Genomic DNA, 25011 nt, shown 5'->3' on the forward strand with positions numbered 1-25011 from the left:
CGGAACAGCAGCGGCCGGCCGTCCCGGTCGAGGAAGCAGACCTCCTCGGGCTCCTCGCCGAGGCGCGGCGGGCGGGGCGGGCCTGCGGCTTCGGCTGGGTGGTGACCGTCTCCGGCTGGCTCGGCGTCGAGGTCGCCCTCGACCAGGCCCGGCACGACGACGCCCGCCAGGCGGCGCTGCGGCTCACCGGCCGGTTGGGTGACTCCCCCACGGTGAGCTCGTGGCTGGTCACCACCCTCTCCCTGGCCCGGGCCCTGACCCTCACCGGCGACGGCGAAGCCGGCGCGCTGCTGTGGGGCGCGGTCACCGGCATCGGCCGGCGGGTCGGCCTCACCGCCCAGCGCATCGGCCGGGCGAACGCGCACCGCAACCGGCACGGCGCACCGGCGTACCGGCACACCGCCGCCTACGTGCGTGGCCTGGACATGACCCGCGACGAGGCCGCCGGGCTGATCGCGACCCTCACCCCGTGAGCGCCCCGATCAGCCCGCCGTCCGATTGGCGACAGGGCCGCACCACGCCACCGCAATTCGCCGGCAAGCCGGCGGACCTTCACTGGTGCCCGCCCGGGTCGCACGGCCCGGCGAGGCACCGAAGGAAGGACGGTCCGTGGTGAAGAAGGCACGCATCACGCTCGACCAGCTGGCGAAGACCGGCGTCGAGCTGCGCGAGGACGACCTGCGCCAGGTCAACGGCGGGGCACCCAGCCAGGTCTGCACCCTCAGCGGCGGCAAGTGGCGCTGCTCCGGCGACGGGATGTTCGACTGACCCGCCGGTAGATCGTCATGACCACACGGATCCTCGTGCTGACCGCCGCCGGCGACATCACCGCCGAACGGGTCGCCGCGCTGCTCACCGGCGACGGCGCGCAGGTGCTGCTGTTCGACCCGGGCACCGTCCCCTCGGGTGCCCAGGTCGAGCTGACCGCCGGCGGCGCCGGCCCGGTGCGGCGTTGGCTGCGCACCGGCGGCCGGGACGTGGACCTGGACGGTCTGACGTGTGTGTGGCACCGGCGCCCCTCGGCGCCGGTGCCGCCGCACACCGTGACCGACCCCGACGTCCGGGCGCACCTGGCCGCCGAGGTGCGCACCTACCTCGACGGCGTCTGGCGCGGCCTGGACTGCCGCCAGGTGCCCGCGACCCGGGACGTGATCGACCGCGCCGACCGCAAGTCGTTCCACCTCGCGGTCGCGGTCGGACTGGGCTTCGAGGTGCCGCCGACCCTGATCACCGCCGACCCCGACCGCCTGCTGGACTTCTCCGCCGAGCACGACGGGCAGATCATCACCAAGCCGCTGCACCGCTCGCCGCGCGGCACGGAGGCGGCGCCGCTGGGCCGGTTCACCGAGCCGGTCGGCACCCGCGACCTCGGCCACGCCGCGACGCTGCGGCTCGCGGCGATGATCGTCCAGGCGTACGTGCGCAAGCGGGTCGAGGTCCGCGTGACCGTCGTCGGCAGCGCCGTCTTCGCCGTCGAGATCCACTCCCAGGCGACCGAGCACACCCGGTACGACTGGCGCCGCTACGACCACGCGAACACACCGCTGCGGGTGCACCCGCTGCCCGGCGACGTGGCGCAGCGCTGCCGTGCCCTCGTCGGCCGGCTCGGCCTGAGCTTCGGTGCCGTCGACCTGATCCTGACGCCGGAGGGGCGATACGTGTTTCTGGAGATCAACCCGAACGGCCAGTTCGACTGGCTGGAACTGGCCACCGGCCTGCCCATCACCGCGGCGGTCGCGCGGCTGCTGGCGACCGGGGAGGTGCCCGCGTGACCCTCCTGCCGGACGCCGTCGCCCTGCTGCGCGCCGCCACCGCCGGCAACGCCGACCCGGCCGACGCCCGCGCCCGGGTGGAGGCGCTGCGGGCCCGCCACCCGGGCGCGGGCCTGCGGCTGCTGTGGCAGCGTGAGGAGTTCGACGGCTCGCTGCACTACGACCTGCTGATCCGCTCGCCACAGCCCGATGGCGCCGACGGCACGGTGTCGCTGTCGTGGTGCCCCGACGACGGCCTGCCGTGGCCGTTGCGAGGGGTACAGCGTGGCGGCGAGATGCTGCTGGTGCGGGTCAACGGGGTCGCCCTGGAGGTCGCCGACGCGGTCGCCTACCTGGACCTGCTGTGGCGGGAGGCGCCGCTGCGCGAGCGGCTGGTCGACTCGTGCCTGGTCCGCGAGGCCGTCGACGGCGAGGAGCTCGACGACGCGGAGCTGCAGGCCGCCGCCGACGCGTTCCGGCGCGCCCGGGACCTGCTCACCCCTGAGGCCACCCGCGCCTGGATGGCCGCGGAAGGGCTCAGCGACCAGCAGTTCGAGGACCTCGTCACGCACCAGGCTCTGGTCGCGCGGCTGCGGGAGCGGGTCACCGCCGCCCGGGTCGACGCCGAGCTGGCCGCCGGCGCCCGCCGTCACGACCGGCTGCGGCTGGTCCGGGTGGAACACGCCGACGCGGGCGCGGCGGCGCGGCTGGCCGGGTCCGCCGACCTGCTCGCCACGGCGGCCGCGGACTTCGCCGCCGGCGATGGGCCCGCGCCGTCGTTCGTGACGGTCACCCGCGCCGACCTGGACGCCGCCCGCGACGCGGAGCCCGGCACCGTCATCGGCCCGGTGCCGCTCTCCGACAGGTTCATGGTCGCCGAGGTCGTGGCGGTGCTGCCCGCCACCCGCGACAGCGTGTCGCGCCGGCTGTTCGCCGAGTGGCTCGCCGAACGGCGCGCCGCCGCCCGGATCGAGTGGAACTGGGGCCCGCGTGGATGAGCTGAACATCACCCGCGACGGGGTGTTCCTGGCGGCCGCGGTGCGCCGCCACGCCGAGGGCGGCCGGGTCGAGCCGGTGCCGCTGCGGGTCCTGCCGGGCCGGCTGTTCGCGGCGCTGTGGCTCGCGGCGGTGCTGCTGCTGGCCGGGCTGGCCGCGGTCGTCGGCACGGTCGCGCGATGACCCGGCGGCTGCGGGCACCGCGGCGGATGCAGGCGGCGGTGCTCGGCAGGGTCGTCCAATGAGGCGGCTGCGGGAGCTGCGCCAGGTGAAGGCGGCCGACTGCGGCGCCGCCTGCCTGGCGATGGTGCTCACCCACCACGGGCGACCGGCGACGGTGCGGCAGGTGACCGCCGACCTCGGCGTGTCCCGCGACGGCCTGAGCGCCCACGCCCTCGTCGCCGCCGCGGAACGCTACGGCCTGCGGGCGCGGGCGTTCTCGCTGCCGCCGGAGGGCCTGGCCGCGGTCCCGACACCCGCGGTCCTCTACTGGAACTTCAACCACTTCGTCCTGCTGGAACGCTGGGGCCCGCGTCGGGTGCGGCTGCTGGACCCGGTCTCCGGGCGCCGCCGGCTCGGCCCGGACGAGTTCGCGGCCGGCTTCACCGGCGTCGTCATCGGCTTCGAACCCTGCCCGGACTTCCGGCCGGGGCGCGCACCCGAACCGCCGGCCTGGCGGCGCCGGTTCCTCACCGCCGCCCTGCGCAACTACCGCCCGGTCCTCGCCCAGGTCCTGCTCGCGTCGCTGCTGCTGCAGCTGCTCGGGCTCGCCGTGCCGGCGCTGTCGGCGGTGCTGGTGGACCGGCTGCTGCCGACCGGCGCCACCGGCCTGCTCGCGCCGCTGGGCATCGCCGTCGCGGTCGCCGTCGCCGCCCAGGCGGTGCTCGGCTTCCTGCGCACCGGGCTGCTGCTGACGCTGCGCACCCGCGCGGATCACGACGTCACCGGCGGGGTGGTCCGGCACCTGTTCGCGTTGCCGTTCCGCTTCTTCGCCGACCGCGGCACCGGCGAGCTGGTGATGCGCACCCACAGCGTCACGGCGCTGCGGGAGATCCTGTCCGGCCACGTGCTGGCGACGCTGCTCGACGCTCCCCTGGCACTGGGGTACCTCGGCCTCGTGCTGTGGCGGGACCCGGTGTTCGGCGGGTGCCTGGCCGCGCTCGGCTGCGTGCAGCTGGTGCTGCTGCTGTGCACCCGGCGGCGGGTGGCCGAGCTCGCCGAGCGGGAGCTGTACGCGTCCGGCAAGGCGCAGGCGCAGCTCATCGAGGCGCTCGGCGGCATCGAGACGCTCAAGGCGGCCGGCGCCGAGGAACGGGCCGTGCAACGCTGGTCGCACCTGCAGGCGGCGCAGCTCAACGCCGGGCTGCGGCACGGGCTGCTGCGCGGCGGCCTGGAGACCGCGCTCGGCGCGCTGCAATACCTGGCACCCGCGGCGCTGCTGCTCGTCGGCGCCCACCGGGTGCTGCACGGCGACCTGAGCCTCGGCACGATGCTGGCGCTCGGCGCGCTCGCCACCGCCGCGCTCGCGCCGCTGTCGTCCATTGTGGACAACCTGCAGCAGTTGCAGCAGACCGGCGCGCACCTGGCCCGCCTCGACGACATCATGGCCGAGGAGCCCGAAACGACCACCGCGCAGGCGGTGCCGGTCCTGGACGGCCGGGTGGAGGTGCGCGACCTCGGCTTCCGGTTCGACCCGCGGGCGCCGTGGGTGCTGCGCGGCGTCACGTTCAGCGTCGAGCCCGGGCAGAAGGTCGCGTTCGTCGGCCGGTCCGGCTCCGGCAAGAGCACCCTGGCCCGGCTGCTGCTCGGCCTGTACCACCCGACCGAGGGGCAGGTGCGCCACGGCGGGCACGACGCCGCGACGATCGACCCGCACGCGCTGCGCCGGCAGTTCGGCGTGGTGACGCAGGACCCGGCGCTGTTCACCGGCACCGTGCGGGAGAACATCGGGCTCACCGACCCGGACGCGCCGCTGTCGCGGATCGCCGCCGCCGCGGCGACCGCCGCCGTGCACGAGGAGATCATGGCGATGCCGATGGGCTACGACACCGTCCTGGTCGACGGCGGCGGGGTGTCCGGCGGCCAGCGGCAGCGCATCGCCCTCGCCCGCGCCTTGCTCGGCGAGCCGCGGCTGCTGCTGCTCGACGAGGCGACCAGCCACCTCGACCCGGCCACCGAGGCGGTCGTGGAGGAGCGGCTCGCCGCGCTGCCGCAGACCCGGATCGTCATCGCGCACCGCCTCAGCACGGTCCGCGACGCCGACGTCATCTACGTGCTGCACGAGGGCCGCATCGTCGAGCACGGCGGCCACGCCGAGCTCCTCGCCCGCGGCGGGCACTACGCGGACCTGACCGCCCTCCAGGCGGCCGTCTGACCGATCCTGTGGTCCGGCGGGACGACGCCCATGACGCCGCTGGGCGCCGGCGCGGGGATCATCCGGCGCGGCGGGCGCACCTTCGACGCCGACATCCTGCGGGCCACGCGGCCACCGGCGTAGGCGTCCACCCGTCGTGCGCGGTGTCCCGTCCGGCGGGAGGACAGCGCGGCGGCACGGGCTCGGCGACAGTTGGAGGGCAACACCAACGGGGAGGTCCTCAGATCGTGTCGCACCAGCAGATGTATCAGCCGGCGTTCGCCCGGGCCCGCAGCGGCGGTCACGGCCGCGGGCGGGCCACCTTCGCCGTGATCGTCGGTGCGGTGACGACCCTGCTGCTCGCCATCCTCGCCTACTACGTGCGGACGGTCGCATAACCGCACCACAGGCACCCGGCCCCGGCGGGCGCGCCGTGCGAGGCACGCCTGCCGGGGGCCGGGGTTCAGCGCTGCACGCGGGCGCCGCCGCCGCGCACCAGCGACTCGACCTCGGCGAGGCTCGCCATCGAGGTGTCGCCGGGGGTGGTCATCGCGAGGGCGCCGTGGGCCGCGCCGTATTCGACCGCGGTGGCGATGCCGCCGTCGCGCTCGAGCAGGGCGAAGATGAGGCCGGAGGCGAAGCTGTCGCCGCCGCCGACCCGGTCGAGGATCTCCAGGCCGGGCCGGTGGGTGGCCTCGGCGAAGTCGCCGTCGGCCCAGGCGACCGCACCCCAGTCGTTGACGGTGGCGCTGTGCACCGCGCGCAGCGTCGTGGCGACGACCTGGAACCCGGGGTACTCCTCGACCACCGATTTGATCATCGACTTGAAGTTGCCCGCGTCGAGGGCTCCGGCGTGGATATCGGTGTCCGGCACGGCGAAGCCGAGGCAGGCGGTGAAGTCCTCCTCGTTGCCGATCATGACGTCGACGAGCCCGGCGAGGCGGCGGTTGACCTCCTGGGCGCGGGCCTGGCCGCCGACCGCCTTCCACAGGCTGGGCCGGTAGTTGAGGTCGTAGGAGACGATCGTGCCGTGCCGGCGCGCGGCGGTCATCGCCGCCTCGACCGTCTCCGGCGCCGTCTCGGACAGCGCGGCGTAGATGCCGCCGGTGTGCAGCCAGCGGACCCCGAGGGTGCCGAACAGGTGCTCCCAGTCGACGTCGTCGGGCCGCAACTGGCTGGCCGCGGTGTGCCCGCGGTCGGAGGTGCCGACGGCACCGCGGACCCCGAAGCCGCGCTCGGTGAAGTTGAGCCCGTTGCGGGCGGCGCGGCCGATGCCGTCATACGGCACCCAGCGGATGAGGCTGGTGTCGACGCCGCCCTGCAGGATGAGGTCCTCCAGGAGCCGCCCGACCTCGTTGTCGGCGAAGGCGGTGACGACCGCGGTCCGCAGGCCGAAGCAGCGGCGCAGGCCGCGGGCCACGTTGTATTCCCCGCCGCCCTCCCAGGCCTGGAAGGTGCGGGCGGTGCGGACCCGGCCGATGCCGGGGTCCAGGCGCAGCATGACCTCGCCGAGTGAGACCAGGTCGTAGCGGCACTCGGCCTTGGGGCGCAGGGTGAGCGTCATGCCGCCACCTCCACCGCGGCGGCGGCGCGGGCGGTCACTTCGTCCCAGCGCTGCGCGGCAAGGAGATCGGGCGCGACGATCCAGCTCGCGCCGACGGCGAGGACGGCGGGCAGCGCGAGGTAGTCGGGCATCACCGCGGGCGTGATGCCGCCGGTGGGGATGAACCGGACCCCGCGGAACGGCGCGGCCAGGGCCTTGATCATCGCGGCGCCGCCGAGCTGCTCGGCCGGGAAGAACTTCACGATGTCCAGGCCGGCGTCGAGCGCCATCTGGATCTCGGTGGCGGTGGCGGCGCCGGGCACGACGAGGACCCCGGCGTCCTGGCAGGCGGCGACGACCGCGGGCGCGAAGCCCGGCGTCACCACGAACCGGGCGCCGGCGGCGATGGCCCGCTCGGCCTGCTGGGCGGTCAGCACCGTGCCGGCGCCGACGATCAGGTCGTCGCGGCCGGCGAGGGCCTCGATCGCGTCCAGGCCGGCGGCGGTGCGCAGGGTGATCTCGGCCGCCTTCAGGCCGCCCTTCGCGAGGGCGTCGCCGAGCGCGTCGGCGTGCCGGGCGTCCTCCAGGACCACCACCGGCACGACCCGACCTATGGCAAGCTGTTCATTATTCTGAACCTCAGTCACAAGTGTGAACATAGTGGAAGCACCCGCCGTTCGCTACAGTGGCGCCGTGCACGACGACTTCCAGCCGGTCAAGTCCGCCGGACGCACGCTCGACGTGCTCGAGGTCCTCGCCGACCAGCCACGATCCTGGACCCTGGTCGACCTGGCCCGCGCGCTGGACATCCCCAAGAGCAGCCTGCACGGGCTGATGCGGACCATGACCGCCCGCGGCTGGGTGCGGGCCGACGAGACCGGCACCCGGTTCCGCCTCGGCATGCGCGCCCTGCAGGTCGGCGCCGCCTATCTCGACGGCGACGACAGCGTCGCGGTGATGTCCGGTGTCCTCGACGAGCTGTCCCGGCGGCTCGGCGAGACCGTGCACCTGGGCCGCATCGACGGCGACCAGATCGTGTACCTCGCGAAACGCGACTCCACCCACCGCCTGCGGCTCTACAGCGCCGTCGGCCGGCGGCTGCCCGCGCACGCAACGGCCCTGGGCAAGGCGCTGCTCGCCCAGCACCCGGACCGCGACGTGGACAGGATGCTCGGCGGGACATGGCCCCTGGAGCGGCTCACCCCGGGCACCGTCACCGAGCGCGGCGACCTGCACCGAGCCCTCGCGACGGTCCGCGAGGCCGGCTACGCGGTGGACCGGGAGGAGAACGCGGAGGGCATCATGTGCTTCGCGATGGCGGTGCCGCTGACCGACCCGGCCACCGACGCCGTCTCCGTGTCGGTGCCCACCACCCGGATGAGCGCGGAGGTGGAGCGGGACATCGTCGCCGCGCTCACCGAGCTCGTCCGGCCGCTCGGCCAGGCCCGCAGCATGCTGTCAGCCTGACGGCGCGGTCACGCCGTAAGCGGCCAGCAGCGCCGCCGTGACCGCCTCGACGGTCACCCCGGGCAGGTCGTCCTCCAGGGTGCCGACGGTGTCCGGGTCGAAGTCGTAGCCGAGCCTGCGGTAGGCGACGACCAGCGGCGCACGGAGCGCGGCCGCGCCGGTGACCTGGACGATCGAGCTGAACAGCCAGCCGTCGCGGGTGACCCGCTGGGCGGACCCGACGACCTTCCTGGTGCCACCGAGGTTGACGCTGTACTCCCCGGGGCAGTACTCGCCCGCAACGGCCCCGATCCTGGCGTCGAAGCCGAGCCCGGCGAGCACCGACGCGTGCAGGGCGGCGAACCGCCGGAACCGTTCCAGGGGATCCCGGGACGCGTCCGGCGTGCGGAACACGTGGTCGACGACGACGCTGCCGCGGTGGTAGACGGCCAGGCTGCCGCCCTGCGGGCGCACCACGGGCGTGAACCCGAGCCGCCGCACCGCCTCGGCCGCGGCGGGATGGCCGGGCCGCAGCGTGTCGCGGCGGCTGAACGCCGCGGTCGGCGCCGGCGAGTAGACCCGCAGCAGCTCCTGCTCCGGCCCGTCGCGCAGCAGCCGCGGCCCCAGCGCAACGTCCTCCTCGGGCCCGCCGGGCAGCGGGTCCGGGGCGAGGAGCACGATCGTCACAGCCGGGCGATCACCGAGGCGGGGTCCTCGATCGCGTCGGCGACGCTGCGCATGAACCCGGCGGCGGTGCCGCCGTCGCACACGCGGTGGTCGAACGCGAAGCTCAGCTGCGTGATCTTCCGGACGCACAGCTGGCCGTCCACGACCCAGGGCCGGTCGATGATCCGGCCGAGGCCGAGGATCGCGACCTGCGGGTGGTTGATGATCGCGGCGCTGCCGTCGACCCGGAACGCGCCGTAGTTGTTGAGCGTGAACGTCCCCGCCGACAGTTCCCGCGCGGTGCTGCGGCCCTCGCGGGCGCTCGCGGTGAGCCGCCGGATCTCCTCGTCGAGCCGCGCGGTGGTCATGCTGTCCGCGCCGATGACGGCCGGGACGACGAGCCCGCGCTCGCCCTGCACGGCGATGCCGAGATGCACCTGGTCGAACTCGACGATCTCCTGCCGCTCGGTGTCGAGGCGCGCGTTGAACACCGGGTACTCGCGCAGTGCCGCGACGACGAAGCGGGCGATGTACGCCAGCAGCCCGGGCCCGGTCGGGTTGCTCTCCCGCAGCCGCCACAGGTTCGTCGCGTCGACGTCCACCCACACGGTCGCCTCGGGGATCTCGGCGCGGCTGCGGCTCAGCGCCGCCGACACGGCCTTGCGGAACCCGTTGAGCGGCACCCGCCGCTCCCCCGCCGCCGCGGTGGCGGGTGCCGGCCGCTCGGCCGCCCGCTCCACATCGGACCGGGTGATGACACCGCCCTCGCCGGTCGCCTCGACGGCGCGCAGGTCGACGCCGTTGGCGCGGGCGAGGTTGCGCACCAGCGGCGAGATCACCAGCGGCACCTGCCGCGTCGCGGCGGCCGGGACGGCGGGGGCGGCCGGCCGGACGTTGCTGCCCCGGGGACGGCGGCGACGGCCCGTGGCGGTGCCGCCGGAGGTGCCGTACCCGATGAGGACGTTGCCGGAGCCGGCCTGCTCCTCTTCCCGATAGGCCGCGACGGCCGCCGGCTCCAGCGCGCCCACCGTGATGAGGGGCGCGCCGACCGCGACGGTGGCGCCGGGCCCGGCGTGCAGGGTCTCGACCCGCCCCGCGAACGGCGACGGCACCTCGACCATCGACTTGGCCGTCTCGACCTCGACGACGCACTGGTCCACGGCGACGGTGTCGCCCTCGGCCACCAGCCACCGCACGATCTCCGCCTCGGTGAGGCCCTCGCCCAGGTCGGGCAGCAGGAAGGTCCGGGCCATCACTGCTCCCACTGCAGGTCGTCGACGGCGTCGAGGACCCGGTCCACACCCGGCAGCTGGAAGTGTTCGAGCTTCGGCGGCGGATACGGGATGTCCAGGCCGCTCACCCGGCGGATCGGCGCGGCGAGGGCGTTGAAGCAGCGCTCCGTGACCCGGGCGACGATCTCGGCGGAGACACCGGCGAACCCGGCGGACTCGGTGACGACCACGGCCCGGCCGGTGGAGCGCACCGCGGCGCAGACGGTCTCGTCGTCGAACGGCACGATCGAGCGCAGGTCGACCACCTGCAGGCTGCGGCCCTCCAGCGCGGCGGTCTCGGCCGCCTCCAGGGCCACCGGCACCGCGGGTCCGTAGGCGATCAGGGTGGCGTCGGTGCCGTGGCGGCGCACGACCGCGGTGCCGATGCCGGGCGCCCGGGACGGCAGCTCGACGTCCTCCTTGCTCCAGTAGAGCTTCTTCGGCTCCAGGAACACGACCGGGTCCGGCGACGCGATCGCCGCGCGCAGCAGCGCGTACGCGTCCGACGGGGTCGCCGGGGCGAGCACGTGCAGCCCCGGCGTGTGGGCGTAGTAGGCCTCCGAGGAGTCGCAGTGGTGCTCGACGCCGCCGATGCCACCGGCGTACGGCACGCGGATCACCATCGGCAGCGCGACCCGCCCGCGGGTGCGGTTGCGCATCTTCGCGACGTGGCTGACGATCTGCTCGAACGCCGGGTACGCGAACGCGTCGAACTGCATCTCCACGACCGGGCGCAGGCCGTTCATCGCCATCCCCACGGCCATGCCGACGATGCCGGACTCCGCCAGGGGCGTGTCGAAGCAGCGGGCCTCGCCGAAGTCGGCGGTGAGGCCGTCGGTGACGCGGAAGACGCCGCCGAGCGCGCCGACGTCCTCGCCGAACACGACGACCGCCGGGTCCTCGGCCATGGCGTCGCGCAGCGCCCGGTTGAGCGCCTGCGCCATCGACAGCTTCGCGTGCTCAGGTGCGGGCCGCATGGCGGGCGCCGCGGTCATGGGTTCGGCGACGGCGGTCATCAGCGTGCTCCTTCTCGGCTGAGCTCGTCGGCGATCAGCGCCGCCTGCTCCCGCAGCTGCGGCGTGGGGGTCGCGTACACGTGGGCGAACAGGTCCGCCGGGTCGGGTTCGACGTCGCGGTTGAGCCCGTCGCGCAGGTGCGTGGCGACGCGCTCCGCCTCGGCGGCGAACCCGTCGAGCTGCTCGTCGCCGACCAGGCCGCGCTCGCGCAGGTGGGTGGTGAGCCGGGTGATCGGGTCCCGCCCGACCCACGCCGCGACCTCGGCGTCGTCGCGGTAGCGGGTGGCGTCGTCGGCGTTGGTGTGCGCCTGCATCCGGTACGTGAGGGCCTCGACCAGCTGCGGGCCTTCGCCGGCGCGGGCCCGCTCGACGGCGGCGCCGAGGACGGCGAGCAGCGCGGCCATGTCGTTGCCGTCGACGCGCTCGCCGGGCACGCCGTAGCCGACGCCCTTATGGGCGAGGGACGGCGCCGCGGTCTGCCGCGACAGCGGCACGCTGATCGCGTAACCGTTGTTCTGGATGAAGAACACGACGGGCGCGTGGAAGACGGCGGCGAAGTTGAGCGCCTCGTGGAAGTCGCCCTCGCTGGTGCCGCCGTCGCCGCACATGGCCATGACCACGGTCGGCTCGCCGCGCAGCGTGGCCGCGTGCGCGACGCCGACCGCGTGCGGCAGCTGCGTGGCCAGGGGCGTGGCGTGCGGTGCGACATGGTGCTCGTACGGGTCGTAGCCGCAGTGCCAGTCGCCCTTGAGCAGGCTCAGCGCCTCGACCGGGTCGACGCCCCGGCCGACGGCGGCGACGGTGTCGCGGTAGGTGGGGAACAGCCAGTCGCCGTCGGCGAGCACCTGGGCCGCAGCCACCTGGCAGGCCTCCTGCCCGTGCGAGGACGGGTACACGGCGAGGCGCCCCTGCCGGACCAGGGCGTACGCCTGGTCGTTGAGCCGCCGCGCGGTGAGCAGCGCCCCGAGCGCCCGGACCAGCGCTGCCGGCTCGGGGAACGCGTAGGGCCCGGCGTCGAGGGCCCGGCCGCTCGCATCGATGAGGGCGACGGGTTCCTCGCCCGGCAGCAGGTGACTCGGGTCACGCGTCATGCCGCAATCCTGAGCCTCGCGCCATTCGCGTTCCACTGCGCGCCGAAGAACGAGAAGATGGAGGCCGGGAGCCCGCCGTACGATGCCAAACGTCCAAACCTAAGGCTCGTTCAGGAAGGAGGCCGAGACACGTGGCCGCCCCGCTCGACGACATCGACCGCCGCATCCTCGTGGAGCTCAGCCGGGACGGCCGCATGTCGATGCGCACCCTGGCCGAGCTGCTGCACATCTCCCGCGCCAACGCCTACGCCCGGGTCCAGCGGCTGCGGGAGACGAACGTCATCCGCGGGTTCCGCGCGGACGTCGATCACGTGGCCGCCGGGATGGGCACGTCGGCGTACCTGACGATCAACCTGCGCCAGGCGGAGTGGCGGGTGGTCGGCGAGCAGCTGCGCACCCTGCCCGGCGTCGTGCACATCGCCCTCGTCGGCGGCGAGTTCGACGTGATCCTGCTGGTGCGGGCCAAGGACAACGCCGACCTGCGCCGCCTGGTCCTCGACGTGATCCAGGGCATGCCGGGCGTGCTGAGCACCCGGACCCTGCTGGTCTTCGAGGAGTTCGAGCCGCCCACGGCCGCCTCGATGTGGGAGGCCCGCTGAGCGCTACCAGCCGGGCGCCGGCTGCATGACCTCCGGACCGCCGGTGTGCGGCGGCAGATATCGGGGGTACGGGTCGGGCAGCGCTTCCACGCACGCCCGCGAGCAGGCGTTGACGAGCAGCGGCAGCACGTCGGTCCCGACCGCCCGGGAGATCCAGACCTGGTGCAGCTCCCGGTCGACCGGGCGGTCGCACACGCTGCAGGTCCGCACGCTGTCGGCGCCCCAGATCCCGGGGTCGAGCGCGGTGAAGTCGGCGTCGCCGGCGCGGGTCACCGGGCGCAGCCGCGGGAACGGCGGCCGGAACTTGAAGTTGCCGTAGAGGACGCGGGTGCTGACCGTGCTGTCGGCGATCCCGGCGCACCGGCTCAGCTCGTACGGGTACCAGTGCAGCCGGTGCGACGTGTAGGGCTCGAAGCGCTCGAGGCTCGCCATGGCACCGATCTCGGCCGGGATGCGGACAAGGTTGGTGCCATACAGCACGAGGTGCCGCACCTCGGTCAGCTTCGCGATCTGTGCCGGCAGGGTGACGACCTGCCGGCGCTGCGCCGCGCTGAGCTCCACGAACGGCTTGAAGACCGCGCGCCGGTCGGCGGCCGCCTCGTCGATGAGCTCCAGCAGGCGCAGCCATCCAGGCGCCGCGGTGTCCTGCCGGTCGCCGTGGAAGTCCACGGACGTGGGCCGCGTCGCGACGCTGTGCCCCACGCACCGGCACCCGTCCCGGTCCGGTCCGCCACCGGCGGGCCCGACCGCGTCGGCGAACCGGTTGAAGAAGATCCTCGGCGTGCTGTCCTGCGCACCCACCGCGCCAGCATATCGACGGCGGCACCACCACCGTGGCCCCGCAGCTGTCCCCGGAGGTGGTCGGGGTCAGCCGTAGGCGAGGATCAGGCTTTCGAGGTGGTCCGGGTCCGCGGCCCGCCGGCGCAGCAGGGTCAGCCCGGCGGCCACGGTGAGGGTCTGGTCCCGCAGCCGGAGCCGGTCGCCGTTGTCGGCGTCGGCCGCGAGGGCGAGCAGCAGCGCGACCACCTCGACCGGCCGGGCGCCGTCGGCCGGGGCGTGGCGGCTCAGGACGGGCACCGCGTCGGCGGCCACGACGTCCGCGAACGCCCGCTGCCAGGAGTCCGCCGCGGTGCTCCGCGTGAACTCGCCGACGACCGTCCGGGCGGTGCCGGCCAGCCCGTCGAGGTCCAGCACGAACACGCCGTCCCGGGTGAGGCCGACGGCGGCGGTCAGCGCCGTCGCGAACCGGCGGCCGGCACTGCCGGTGTCGATCGGCTCCCACGCGGCATCGACCGCCTGCGTCAACGCCGGGCCGACGACGCCGCGCACCGCCACCAGCGTGTCCGCCCACGGGTCCGACGACGGCGACGAGTCGGGCGCCCCGATCAACGACCGCGCGGCCCGGATCCGCTCGCTGTGCAGCGCCGCGTGCGGCCGGACGGAGGTCCGGCCGGCGACGGCGGCGAGCAGCTCGCCGGCCGCTGCGCTCGTCGCCCGGGCCGCGGCCGTGGCATCCCGCAGCATCGCCGCCTGCTCGGCGGAGCGTTCCCGCGCTCCAACCGACATGGCAACCCGCTCGAGCGCTGTCGCCTCGCGTATCGCGGTCGCCGCGTCGACCGCCTGCCGGGTCAACGACCGCAGCTTGGGCGCCACCCGCCGCTGCCCGGCGGCGTCAATGACGTCGATGACGTCGACGAGGCCGTCCTGGCCGGTGTCGAGCTCCACGACGAGCCGGTCGAGCGCGTCCACGGCCCGCCGGATCGTCTCCACCACGGTGGCCGCCTGCGCCACCTCCTGCTCCAGATCGATGCGGAGGGACGATCTGCGTTCGTTCGTCTCGCGATCCGCGGAGGTGCTCAACTCGGCGTGATACGCCCGCACCCGCGCCTGCCTCGCCCGCGCCAGCCGCAGGGCCCGGTCCAGCAGCCGGCGGACGGCGCACACGCACAGCAGCAGGGACAGCGACAGCAGCTGCGGCAGCAGGCCGTCGCCGGAGGCCGGCAGGATCACCGCCGACGCGACGTCGGCGGCGCGGACCCGGTCCGGGGTCGCCTGCGGCGTCATGCTCCACCGCACCGGCACCGGCAGCTGCGCCGGCTCCTGTTCCTGTCCTTGTCCTTGTTCCGGCTCGTCCGGCAGCGCCCACGCGCACTGCACGTCCCGGCGCAGCGCCCGGGACGCCGGGCCGTCGCCGCCGATGAGCATTCCCAGCTCTGCCACGTTCGGCAGCCGGTACTGCAGTCCGCCCTCGATCGTGGAGAGCCCGTTCACCCAGTCGACGAACAGCGTCGCGTCGCCGGCCCAGACCCCGGTCACCGGCAGCGGCGCCGACGCGTTCGCGATGCACAGCCCGTCCGGGTCGGGTGCCCCGGTCTCGCGCAGGAACAGCAGGTAGAGGCTGCCGGGCACGGGGCGGACACAGATCCGGCCGCCGTCCTCGGTCGCGACGAAGCTGTGCAGGTACCGCGCGACGAGCACCGACGCGACGAGCAGCCGCCGCTCGGGGCCGGCGTCCGCGGCGAACGCGGAAGACACCACCGCGTCCAGCCGCCCCCGCAGGTCGGTGGTGATCTCCGCGCTGGTCTCGGCGCACGCGAACGCGAGCGACAGGGCGGCCGTGGTGCCCGACGCCAGGCACGCCTGGGCGATCCGGTCGGCGTTGGAGCCCGCCATCCGCAGCAGGGTCGTCTCCCGCCACCACGGGTCGTCGACGTTGGAGACCAGCACGTCGTCGAGGTTGTTGTACAGGATGTGCCGGGACGCGAGATATTCCTGGAACGTCAGGTGGGCGAACGCGTAGGTGTCCCGCTCCCGCTCGACGAGCAGGCCGTTGGACCCCACGTCGGCGAGGAACCCCTCCGGCTCCAGCGTCGTGCTCATCCGGGCGAGCGGCTCGCGCACGATCTCCAGCACCTGCTCCACCGGCAGGTTGCGCCGCTGCCGGGCCATCATCTCGAACGCCAGCAGGGCCAGCAGCCGCTCCTTTCGCGGCCCAGCGAGCTCCAGCGGCTGGCGTTTCGCCTCCTGGCGGCGCCAGAGCATCACCTGACACACCTCGCCGTACAGGTCCACCCGGCTGCCCGGCAGCGAGCCGCGGTACCGGTGCACGTTCGCGATCATCGTCAGCAGCAGCGGGTTGGTGGTCAGGTCGTGCAGGGCCGGCGCCGACGCGAGCCGGTCCAGCAGGTCCTTCGCCGCCTGGGTCGCCCGCAGCCGGGTGTCGGGGCCGTCGTCGGCGGTGGCGCGCCGCTCCGTGGCCAGATACCAGCCGTGCAGGAACCGGGTCACCTGCTCGTCGGTGAACGGCCGCACGTGCAGCACCTGGGCCGCGTCGATCACCACGGCGCGGTACCCGTGCGGCCGGGACGTGATGACGAAGACGTTGTCGGGGTGGATCGCGATCTGGTGGTTCACCCACGCCACGACCCGGGACCGGTCGGCGGTGCGGGGCACCTCGTCCAGCCCGTCGAGCAGGATCACGCACGACCCGCGCCCGAGCCGGTGCTCCCACCAGCCGGACGGCTCGACGATCTCCCCCGGCACCGACGCGCGGACCAGGTCCGCGAGCGTCAACCGGGCGTCGGCGGTGATCCGCTCGGCGTGGTCGCGCAGCTCCAGCAGCACCGGCACGGGCCGGCGGGCCCGGCCGGCGCCCTGCGCGACCCGCAGCGCGACGTGCCGCAGCAGCGTCGTCTTGCCGCTGCCCGGGCCGCCGATCACGGCGAGGACGTTGGCGGCGGCATCGCCGATGAAGTCCCAGATCGACATGCGGGGCGTGCGGCCCACCGGGGCCTCGCCGGGGCCGTCGGCGAGCAGGCCGGCCGGGATGTCCTGCGGGGTGCGCGGCGCCAGGCTGACGTCCACGAAGACCTCGTCCAGCTCCGGGGTGAACTCCCCGACGGTGGCCAGGCCCTTGGAGTCCATGTACCGCATCGAGGACACCACCCAGCGGCGGTACTCCCGCTGGTAGCCGGACAGCCCGCGGCCGAACGCGCGGTCGAGCGCCTCGCCGAGGTGCTCCAGGCGGCGCTGCACGGGCTGGGCGAGCGCACGCCCCAGCAGCGCCGCGACGGCGAGGACCGCGGCCCAGGCGAGCGCGAGCAGGAACGCCGTGACCGGGTGCCGTTTGATCAGGTCCTGCCACTGCGTGGCCAGCACGGCGGGCACGCCGAGGAGCACGAGCGCACCGATGACGTTGGCCCACGCACGCCGCATGGCGTCTTCGATACATGGAAACCCATGCACGGCGCAAGAACGCCGCCCCGTGGCGCCGGGACACGCGGCGCCCGGCTCCGTTCGGCCGTTCGCGCCGACGGGCCGCCCAACGGCTCGGCCGGGATGGCCGTCCGGAGCCCGCCGGCACCGTCCGGTCGATCTTGCCTCGGCGCTGTCGACTGTCGACAATCTGGGGTGCGGCGTGACGGTCGCCCCGCGTGCCCCGGAAGAGGGAGACCATGAAGGTCCTGCACGTCATCGCCTCACCCCGCAGCGACAAGTCCAACACCCTGCAGGTCGCCGAGCAGTTCCTCGCCGAGTTGGGCAGGCACGCGCCGGACCTCGAGGTCGAGGTCGTCGACCTGTTCAACCAGGACCTGCCGGCCCTCGCCGGGAACAACATCGAGACCAAGTACACGCTCAACCACGGCCAGCCGATCGGCCGCGAGCACGTCGAGTCGTGGCGCCAGATCGAGCAGCTCATCGCGCGCTTCCTCGCCGCCGACGCCTACCTCATCTCCAGCCCGATGTGGAACCTGAGCATCCCGTACACGCTGAAGTACTACATCGACTGCATCGTGCAGCCCGGCTATCTGTTCCGGTTCAACGACCTCGGCTACCCCGAGCCCCTCGTGCACGGCAAGCGGATGGTCTGCGTCACCGCGCGGGGCAGCGACTACTCCCCGGCCGGCCCGCTGCACGCGCTCGACTTCCAGGAGCCCTACCTGCGGTCCATCTTCGGGTTCGTCGGCATCACCGACATCGACTTCATCAGCGCGCAGCCGACGGACATCGCGGCGCTGCGTGAGTCGGCGATGGCCACCGCGATCACCCGCGCCCAGCACCTGGCACCGGCGTTCGCGGCGCCGGCGGTACCCCTGCCGCACCAATATCAGGCGAACGCTGGGTGACCCGTAGAGTGACATCGGTCACCCCACACCTGGTGGTTGGCGCAGATCTCTTTTGTGGGATCCTTACAACACGACGGCACCGGGATGCGTGATGCGGCACAGTGGCGTACTCGGCGGTAATCACGCAGGGTGTAGCAAGGTGCAGGCGGCGCTCCGGGACCCGGACGTCGCCTGCTGTATGTGGGGTAATGGGAGGCTCAACCGGTGTTCAGTCGTGTCGCCATCGTCAACCGCGGAGAGGCCGCGATGCGGCTCATCCACGCCGTCCGGGACCTTTCGGCCGAAACCGGGACGCGGATCGAGACGGTCGCTCTCTACACCGACGCCGACCGGACTGCGACGTTCGTCCGGGAAGCGGACATCGCCTATCCGCTGGGGCCCGCCTCGGCCCGCCCCTATCTGGACCACGCGGTCCTGGAACGGGCCCTGGTGCAGACCGGCGCGGACGCCGCCTGGGTCGGCTGGGGATTCGTCGCGGAGGACCCCGCGTTCGCGGAGCTGTGCGACAAGCTCGGCGTGACGTTCGTCGGGCCGAGCGCGGAGGCCATGCGCAAGCTCGGCGACAAGATCGGCTCGAAGCTCGTCGCCGAGGAGGTCGGCGTCCCGGTCGCGCCATGGAGCCGCGGCGCGGTCGCCACCCTCGCCGACGCACTGCGCGCCGGCGACGAGATCGGCTACCCGCTGATGCTCAAGGCGACCGCCGGCGGTGGCGGGCGCGGCATCCGCATGGTCGCCTCCGCCGAGGACCTCACCGACGCCTATGAGCGCACCAGCCAGGAGGCGCTGCGCGCCTTCGGCTCCGGCGTGGTCTTCCTGGAGCGCCTGGTCACCGGCGCCCGGCACGTCGAGGTGCAGGTCATCTCCGACGGGCACACCGCGTGGGCGCTCGGCGTGCGCGACTGCTCCGTGCAGCGGCGCAACCAGAAGATCATCGAGGAGTCGGCGTCACCGGTCCTCGCGCCGGAGCAGACCGCCGAGCTGAAGGCGTCCGCCGAGCGGCTCGCCGTCGCCGTCGCCTACCGCGGCGCCTGCACCGTCGAGTTCCTCTACCACCCCGGGGAGCGGCTGTTCGCCTTCCTCGAGGTCAACACCCGCCTGCAGGTCGAGCACCCGATCACCGAGATCACCACCGGCACCGACCTGGTCAAACTGCAGTTGCACGTCGCGGGCGGCGGCCGCCTCGAAGGCCCGCAGCCGGTCGAGGCCGGCCATGCCGTCGAGGCGCGGCTCAACGCCGAGGACCCCGACCGCGACTTCGCCCCCTCACCCGGCCGCATCACCCGGCTGATCCTGCCCGCCGGCCCCGGCATCCGCGTCGACACCGGCGTCAGCGAGGGCGACACCATCCCCGCCGACTTCGACTCGATGATCGCGAAGATCATCGCGTATGGCAGCGACCGCGACGAGGCCCTGGGCCGGCTGCGCCGGGCGATGGCCGAGACCACCGTCATCATCGAGGGCGGCACCACGAACAAGAGCTTCGTGCTCGACCTGCTCGACCAGCCCGAGGTGATCGACGCCAGCGCCGACACCGGCTGGATCGACCGGGTCCGCGCCGAGGGCCGTCTCGTCAGCCACCGCCACTCCGCGGTCGCCCTGGCCGCCGCCGCGATCGAGGCCTACCAGGACGAGGAGGAGATCAGCCGGCACCGGCTGCTGTCCACCGCGCACGGCGGGCGCCCCCAGGTCCAGCACGAGACCGGCCGCCCCCTCGACCTGAAGCTCCGCGGCGTCGGCTACCGCGTCAGCGTCGCCCGCACCGGGCAGAAACGCTTCCGCGTCGGCGTCTCCGGCGGCGGCGACGTGCACCCCGTCGACGTCGAGATCGAGCGGTTCGACCAGCACAGCGGCCGGATCGTGGTCAACGGGCACCGGTTCCGCCTCGTCACCGCCACCCACGGCCCGATCCACCTGGTCGAGGTCGACGGCACCACCCATCGGATCAGCCGCGACGAGGGCGGCGTCGTGCGCTCCCCCGCGCCCGCGCTGGTCGTGGCGACGCCGCTGGCGGTCGGCGACGAGGTCGAGGCCGGCGCGCCGATCCTCGTGCTGGAGAGCATGAAGATGGAGACGGTGCTGCGCGCGCCGTTCCGCGCCCGGGTCCGCGAATGCCCGGTGTCGGTCGGCAGCCAGGTCGAGACCGGCACGCCGCTGATGCGCCTCGAGCCCCTCGCCGACGGCTCCGCCGAGGCGCAGGACGACGCCGTGGCCGAGGTCGCGGAGATCGAGCTGCCGCCCGAGCCGGTCGACGTGTCCGCGGCCGAGCGGGTGGAGCGCGGCCTGCAGGACCTGTGCAGCCTGCTGCTCGGCTTCGACGTCGACCCGCAGGACGGCCGGCGGCTGCTGGCCGGCTATCTCGCCGCGCGCGCCGAGCTCGGCGGCCGGCCCCTCGACGGCGAGCTGGACCTGCTGACCACGTTCGCGGACCTGTCGGAGCTGAGCCGCAACAAGCCCGCCGGCGAGTTCGAGGAGGAGCCGGGCAGCCCCGTGCACAGCCCGCGCGAGTTCTTCCACAGCTACCTGCAGAGCCTCGACGTCGAGCGGGCCGGCCTGCCCGAAGGGTTCCAGGCCAAGCTGCGCACGGCGCTGCGGCACTACGGCATCACCGAGCTGGACCGCACGCCGGAGCTGGAGGCCGCGGTCTTCCGCATCTTCCTGGCCCAGCAGCGGATGTCCACCGACGTCGCGGTCGTGTCCGAGCTGCTGCGGCAGTGGCTGGGCGGGCTGCCGCCGCTCGAGTCGCTCGCCGAGCGCGCCGGACTCGCCCTCGAGCACCTCGTCGAGGCCACCCAGGTGCGCTTCCCCGCGGTGTCGGACCTGGCCCGCGGCGTGGTGTTCCGCTGGTTCGCCCAGCCGCTGCTGCGCCGCAACCGCGCGAAGGTCTACGCCGCGGTGCGCGAGGACCTGCACCACCTCGACCGCAACCCGGACGCCCCGGACCGCGCCGAGCGGATCCAGGCCATGGTCGCCAGCGCGGAGCCCCTCGTCCGCCTGATCGGCCAGCGCATCGGGCGGCCCGGCCGCGACCACGCGCCGCTGCTGGAGGTCCTCACCCGGCGGTATTACGGCAACCGCGCCCTGTCCGACGTCACCGTGCGGGAGACGGCCGGCTGCCGGTTCGTCACCGCCGCCCGCACCGACTCCTCCGGCGTGGTCCGCATCGTCACCACCGCCGTCGACATCGCCGAGCTGCCGCAGGCCATCGACGCGGTCAGCGCCTTCGCCGCCGACGTGCCCGACAGCGGCCTGGTCGCCGACTTGTATGTCACGTGGGAGGACCAGCCGGACGCCGACGCGATGGCGGTGCGGCTCGGCCAGCTGCTCGCCGAGCAGGCGCTGCCCGCGGGGGTCCGCCGGATCACCACCACGGTCGCCGGCACCAGCGGCGCCGTGATGCACCACCACTTCACGTTCCGCCCCGCCGGCTCCGACGCCGGCTCCGGCGTCATCCCCGGCTCCGGCTTCGTCGAGGACCGGCTCATCCGCGGGCTGCACCCGCAGATCGCGCAGCGGCTGCAGCTGCACCGGCTGCGCGAGTTCGACCTCACCCGGCTGCCGTCCGCGGACGAGGAGATCTACCTGTTCAAGGCGGTGGCCCGCAGCAACCCGGCCGACGAGCGGCTCATCGCGATGGGCCAGGTCCGCGACCTGACGCCGCTGCGCGAGGCCGACGGCCGCCTCGTCGCGCTGCCCGCGGTCGAGGACGCGATCACCGCCGGCCTCGACGCGATCCGCAACATCCAGGCGCAGCGGCCGCAGAACAAGCGGTTCGACACCAACCGGATCCTGATGTACGTCTGGCCGTCGACCGAGCTCACCGGCGACGAGCTCAACGCCCTCGTCCAGCGGATCCTGCCGACCACCGCGGGCGCCGGCCTCGAAGAGGTCCAGTTCATCGCCCGGCAGCGCAACTCGGCCGGCGACCTGAGCGAGGTCGCGGTCCGGATCACCCTCGACCCCGGCCACGGCGTCCAGCTGTTCGTCGACAAGCCGTCGACCGAGCCGCTGCAGCCCCTGGACGACTACCGGCAGAAGGTGCTGCGCGCGGCCCGGCGCGGCAACGTCTACCCGTATGAGCTGACCGGTCTGCTCACCGGTCCCGACGGCAGCTTCGTCGAGCACGACCTCGACGAGCACGGCACGCTCGTGCCGGTCGACCGGCCGAAGGGCAAGAACGCCGCGGCGATCGTCGCCGGCGTCGTCACCACCCCCACCGAGCGGCACCCCGAGGGCATCACCCGGGTCGTGCTGCTCGGCGACCCGACGAAGGCCCTCGGCGCGCTGTCGGAGCCGGAATGCTCGCGGGTGATCGCCGCGCTCGACCTCGCCGAGCGGATGCGGGTCCCGCTGGAATGGTTCGCGCTGTCCGCCGGCGCGAAGATCTCGATGAGCTCCGGCACCGAGAACATGGACTGGGTCGCCGCCGCGCTCAAGCGGATCGTCACGTTCACCCAGGCCGGCGGCGAGATCAACATCGTGGTCGCCGGGATCAACGTCGGCGCCCAGCCCTACTGGAACGCCGAAGCGACGATGCTCATGCACACCAAGGGCATCCTCGTCATGACCCCGGACTCGGCGATGGTCCTCACCGGCAAGCAGTCCCTGGACTTCTCCGGTGGCGTGTCCGCCGAGGACAACTACGGCATCGGCGGCTACGACCGCGTGATGGGCCCGAACGGGCAGGCGCAGTACTGGGCGCCGCACCTGCCGGCCGCCCGCGACGTGCTCATGGCGCACTACGACCACACGTACGTCGTGCCCGGCGAGACCGGACCGCGCAAGGCCGCCTTCGCCGACCCGGTCGACCGTGACATCTCCGACTACCCGCACACGATCGCCGGCAGCGACTTCACCACCGTCGGCCAGATCTTCTCCGCGACCCACAACCCGGACCGCAAGAAGCCCTTCGACATCCGCACCGTGATGCGGGCCCTGTCCGACCAGGACCACCCCGTGCTCGAGCGCTGGGCGGGCATGGCCGACGCCGAGACGTCCGCGGTGCAGGACGCGCACATCGGCGGCTGGCCGGTCTGCCTCATCGGCATCGAGTCCCGCTCGGTGCCACGGCGCGGCTTCCCACCCACCGACGGCCCTGACACGTACACCGCGGGCACCCTCTTCCCACGCTCGTCGAAGAAGACCGCGCGGGCCATCAACGCCGCGTCCGGCAACCGCCCCCTCGTCGTCCTGGCCAACCTGTCCGGGTTCGACGGCTCCCCCGAGTCGATGCGCAAGCTGCAGCTGGAGTACGGCGCCGAGATCGGCCGGGCGATCGTCAACTTCGAGGGCCCGATCGTCTTCTGCGTCATCTCCCGCTACCACGGCGGCGCGTTCGTGGTCTTCTCCAAGGCCCTGAACCCGAACATGACCGTCCTGGCCCTGGAGGGCTCGTTCGCCTCCGTGCTCGGCGGCGCCCCCGCCGCCGCGGTGGTGTTCACCGGCGACGTGAACAACCGCACCGCGACCGACCCCCGGGTGACCGACCTGCAGGCCCGGATCACCGCCGCCACCGGCGCCGAACGGGCCGCGCTCAACGCCCAGCTCGCCGAGGTGCACTCCGCCGTGCGCGCCGAGAAGCTCGGCGAGGTCGCCGCCGAGTTCGACCGCGTCCACAACATCCAACGCGCCGTCACCGTCGGCTCCGTCGACGCGATCATCAGCGCCGCCGAGCTCCGCCCCCGCATCATCGAGGCGATCGAACACGGCATGAAGCGCTGACCCCCGCCGCCCGCGCAGCTCCGCTCCGGAGGTGCGCGGGCGCCGCCGGCGCACCGGCTAGGGTCGGGCGGTGACCACGCACCGGCTCTCCCCCGTCGACGCGCGCCGCATCGCCGTCCGTGCGCAGCTCCTGGACCGTGACCGGCCGGCCGGGCTGCTGGACCTGGTGCGGCACCTGACGCTGCTGCAGATCGACCCGACCGCGGCCGTCGCGCCGACCGCCGACCTCGTGGCGTGGAGCCGGCTCGGCGCCGCATACACACCGGCCGACCTCGTCGACGCGCTGCGGCGGCGGGACCTCGTCGAGCTGGCCGCGACGATCCGGCCGGCCGAGGACCTGGCCCTGTACCGGGCCGAGATGGCGCTGCTCCGCGACGACGCGCCCGGTGCGTTCACCTATCCGCGGCACCGCGAGTGGATCCGGGCCAACGACGCCTGCCGGCAGGACATCCTCGCCCGGCTGACCGCGCAGGGGGCGCTGCCGTCGCGGCAACTGCCGGACACGTGCGCGGTGCCGTGGGCGTCGACCGGCTGGACCAACGACCAGAACGTCATCCGGCTGCTGGACCTGATGGCGGCGATGGGTGAGGTGGCGGTCGCCGGCCGGCAGGGGCGGGACCGGCTGTGGGACCTGGCGGAGCGGGTGTACCCCGACCACCCGCCGGTCCCCGCAGACGAGGCACCGCGCCGGCGGAGCGAGCGGCGGCTGCGGGCCCTCGGCATCGCCCGGGCGAAGACGACGCAGGTGCCGATCGAGCCGTGGGGCGTCGGCGAGGTCGGCGAGCCGGCCGTGGTCGAAGGCGTCAAGGGCGCCTGGCGGGTCGACCCCGAGCACCTCGACCGGCTCGGGCAGCCCCTTGAGGGCCGGGCCGCGCTGCTGTCACCGTTCGACCGGCTGATCCACGACCGGAAGCGAGCCCTGGAGCTGTTCGGCTTCGACTACGGCCTGGAGATGTACAAGCCGGTCGCGAACCGCCGGTGGGGGTACTACGCGCTGCCGATCCTGCACGGCGACCGCCTCGTCGGCAAGCTCGACGCGACCGCCGACCGCAAGGCGGGCGTCCTGCGGGTCAACGCGATCCACGAGGACGAGCCGTTCCCGAAGGCGACAACGGCGGCGGTGCGGGCCGAGATCGCCGCGCTGGCCGCCTGGCTGCAGCTGACCATCGAGGGCTGAGGCGTGTTTGGTAAGTGGGGTCGGAGCGAGGCGAGGCCCAGGCGTCGGCTGGGGCCGCGCCGGGCGCGCCCGGACACCGGTGCTGTATCCGGGTGTGACCGGCGTGGGTCCAGGCGGGGTCTGGGTCCGCCGCAGCCCGGCATCCACTTACCAAACACGCCTTAGCTTGATCTTTAACCTGTGCGGCGCGGCCGAGGGTTGGTCGATTTCTTCTTTCCAAGGTTTGGTTTGCCGGGTTCGTTGCTGGTGACGGTGTGG

20 protein-coding genes are annotated in these 25011 nt (G+C 73.9%); 12 read left to right on the top strand and 8 right to left on the bottom strand.

Annotated features, from left to right (window positions below; genetic code table 11):
* The 7 genes from AB0K00_RS56010 to AB0K00_RS56040 all read left to right on the top strand — a co-directional run.
* Positions 1-473: hypothetical protein (locus AB0K00_RS56010; protein WP_363539575.1), on the top strand; the 473-nt coding region annotated here is incomplete at its 5' end.
* A gap of 136 nt (positions 474-609) precedes the next feature.
* Positions 610-768, top strand: a complete 159-nt coding sequence (locus AB0K00_RS56015) for a hypothetical protein (RefSeq protein WP_363539577.1) — start codon at positions 610-612, stop codon at positions 766-768.
* Positions 769-785: 17 nt separating this feature from the next.
* Positions 786-1772: an MvdC/MvdD family ATP grasp protein gene (locus tag AB0K00_RS56020; protein ID WP_363539579.1), complete on the top strand. Its 987-nt coding sequence runs from the start codon at positions 786-788 to the stop codon at positions 1770-1772.
* Positions 1769-2749, top strand: a complete 981-nt coding sequence (locus tag AB0K00_RS56025) for a TIGR04500 family putative peptide maturation system protein (protein WP_363539581.1) — start codon at positions 1769-1771, stop codon at positions 2747-2749. Before AB0K00_RS56020 ends, AB0K00_RS56025 begins: the two co-directional genes overlap by 4 nt.
* Positions 2742-2930, top strand: coding sequence for a hypothetical protein (locus AB0K00_RS56030; RefSeq protein WP_363539583.1), 189 nt, complete (start codon positions 2742-2744; stop codon positions 2928-2930). The genes AB0K00_RS56025 and AB0K00_RS56030 overlap by 8 nt, the downstream gene beginning before the upstream one ends.
* 58 nt (positions 2931-2988) lie before the next feature.
* Positions 2989-5121 carry a peptidase domain-containing ABC transporter gene (locus AB0K00_RS56035; protein WP_363539585.1) on the top strand — a complete coding sequence of 711 codons (2133 nt, stop codon included), beginning with the start codon at positions 2989-2991 and terminating at the stop codon, positions 5119-5121.
* A gap of 227 nt (positions 5122-5348) precedes the next feature.
* Positions 5349-5498, top strand: a complete 150-nt coding sequence (locus AB0K00_RS56040) for a hypothetical protein (protein ID WP_363539587.1) — start codon at positions 5349-5351, stop codon at positions 5496-5498.
* A 65-nt stretch (positions 5499-5563) separates the two neighbouring features.
* On the opposite strand, the gene AB0K00_RS56045 is transcribed toward AB0K00_RS56040, so the two are convergent.
* Both AB0K00_RS56045 and eda read right to left on the bottom strand, forming a co-directional pair.
* Entirely contained in the window at positions 5564-6664 is a 1101-nt protein-coding gene (locus tag AB0K00_RS56045) for a sugar kinase (RefSeq protein WP_363539589.1), read from the bottom strand.
* Positions 6661-7302: a bifunctional 4-hydroxy-2-oxoglutarate aldolase/2-dehydro-3-deoxy-phosphogluconate aldolase gene (gene eda / locus AB0K00_RS56050; RefSeq protein ID WP_363539591.1), complete on the bottom strand. Its 642-nt coding sequence runs from the start codon at positions 7300-7302 to the stop codon at positions 6661-6663. Before eda ends, AB0K00_RS56045 begins: the two co-directional genes overlap by 4 nt.
* Before the next feature lie 34 nt (positions 7303-7336).
* Here eda and AB0K00_RS56055 point away from each other — a divergent pair, with 34 nt between their 5' ends.
* Positions 7337-8110, top strand: coding sequence for an IclR family transcriptional regulator (locus tag AB0K00_RS56055; protein ID WP_363539593.1), 774 nt, complete (start codon positions 7337-7339; stop codon positions 8108-8110).
* Here the strand turns inward: AB0K00_RS56055 and AB0K00_RS56060 are convergent.
* Genes AB0K00_RS56060 through AB0K00_RS56075 form a run of 4 tightly spaced genes read right to left on the bottom strand, consistent with a single transcriptional unit; the run spans position 8102 to position 12133 of the window.
* A complete protein-coding gene (locus AB0K00_RS56060; RefSeq protein ID WP_363539595.1) occupies positions 8102-8776 on the bottom strand; it encodes a hypothetical protein in 675 nt (224 codons plus the stop codon). The two genes, AB0K00_RS56055 and AB0K00_RS56060, sit on opposite strands and share 9 nt — an antisense overlap.
* Entirely contained in the window at positions 8773-10008 is a 1236-nt protein-coding gene (locus AB0K00_RS56065) for a dihydrolipoamide acetyltransferase family protein (RefSeq protein ID WP_363539597.1), read from the bottom strand. The genes AB0K00_RS56060 and AB0K00_RS56065 overlap by 4 nt, the downstream gene beginning before the upstream one ends.
* Positions 10008-11003, bottom strand: a complete 996-nt coding sequence (locus AB0K00_RS56070) for an alpha-ketoacid dehydrogenase subunit beta (RefSeq protein ID WP_363539613.1) — start codon at positions 11001-11003, stop codon at positions 10008-10010. The genes AB0K00_RS56065 and AB0K00_RS56070 overlap by 1 nt, the downstream gene beginning before the upstream one ends.
* Positions 11004-11041: 38 nt before the next feature.
* Positions 11042-12133: a thiamine pyrophosphate-dependent dehydrogenase E1 component subunit alpha gene (locus AB0K00_RS56075; protein WP_363539599.1), complete on the bottom strand. Its 1092-nt coding sequence runs from the start codon at positions 12131-12133 to the stop codon at positions 11042-11044.
* A 131-nt stretch (positions 12134-12264) separates the two neighbouring features.
* Here AB0K00_RS56075 and AB0K00_RS56080 point away from each other — a divergent pair, with 131 nt between their 5' ends.
* On the top strand, positions 12265-12732 hold the full coding sequence (locus tag AB0K00_RS56080) for an Lrp/AsnC family transcriptional regulator (protein ID WP_363539601.1): 468 nt from the start codon (positions 12265-12267) through the stop codon (positions 12730-12732).
* A 3-nt stretch (positions 12733-12735) separates the two neighbouring features.
* Here AB0K00_RS56080 and AB0K00_RS56085 read toward each other — a convergent pair whose 3' ends face one another.
* Both AB0K00_RS56085 and AB0K00_RS56090 read right to left on the bottom strand, forming a co-directional pair.
* Entirely contained in the window at positions 12736-13533 is a 798-nt protein-coding gene (locus tag AB0K00_RS56085; protein ID WP_363539603.1) for a leucine-rich repeat domain-containing protein, read from the bottom strand.
* A gap of 66 nt (positions 13534-13599) precedes the next feature.
* Positions 13600-16947: an NACHT domain-containing protein gene (locus AB0K00_RS56090; RefSeq protein ID WP_363539605.1), complete on the bottom strand. Its 3348-nt coding sequence runs from the start codon at positions 16945-16947 to the stop codon at positions 13600-13602.
* A gap of 239 nt (positions 16948-17186) precedes the next feature.
* On the opposite strand from AB0K00_RS56090, the gene AB0K00_RS56095 reads away from it, so the two are divergent.
* The 3 genes from AB0K00_RS56095 to AB0K00_RS56105 all read left to right on the top strand — a co-directional run bounded on the left by AB0K00_RS56095 (position 17187) and on the right by AB0K00_RS56105 (position 24753).
* On the top strand, positions 17187-17858 hold the full coding sequence (locus tag AB0K00_RS56095; RefSeq protein WP_363539607.1) for an NAD(P)H-dependent oxidoreductase: 672 nt from the start codon (positions 17187-17189) through the stop codon (positions 17856-17858).
* A gap of 204 nt (positions 17859-18062) precedes the next feature.
* Positions 18063-23576 (top strand): carboxyl transferase domain-containing protein, encoded by a 5514-nt coding sequence (locus AB0K00_RS56100; protein ID WP_363539609.1) that lies wholly within the window; start codon positions 18063-18065, stop codon positions 23574-23576.
* 70 nt (positions 23577-23646) lie between these two features.
* A complete protein-coding gene (locus tag AB0K00_RS56105; protein ID WP_363539611.1) occupies positions 23647-24753 on the top strand; it encodes a crosslink repair DNA glycosylase YcaQ family protein in 1107 nt (368 codons plus the stop codon).
* The last annotated feature ends 258 nt before the right edge of the window (positions 24754-25011 follow it).

Origin of the sequence: Dactylosporangium sp. NPDC049525 (genome assembly GCF_040676755.1) — a bacterium.
Taxonomy (GTDB): Bacteria; Actinomycetota; Actinomycetes; order Mycobacteriales; family Micromonosporaceae; genus Dactylosporangium.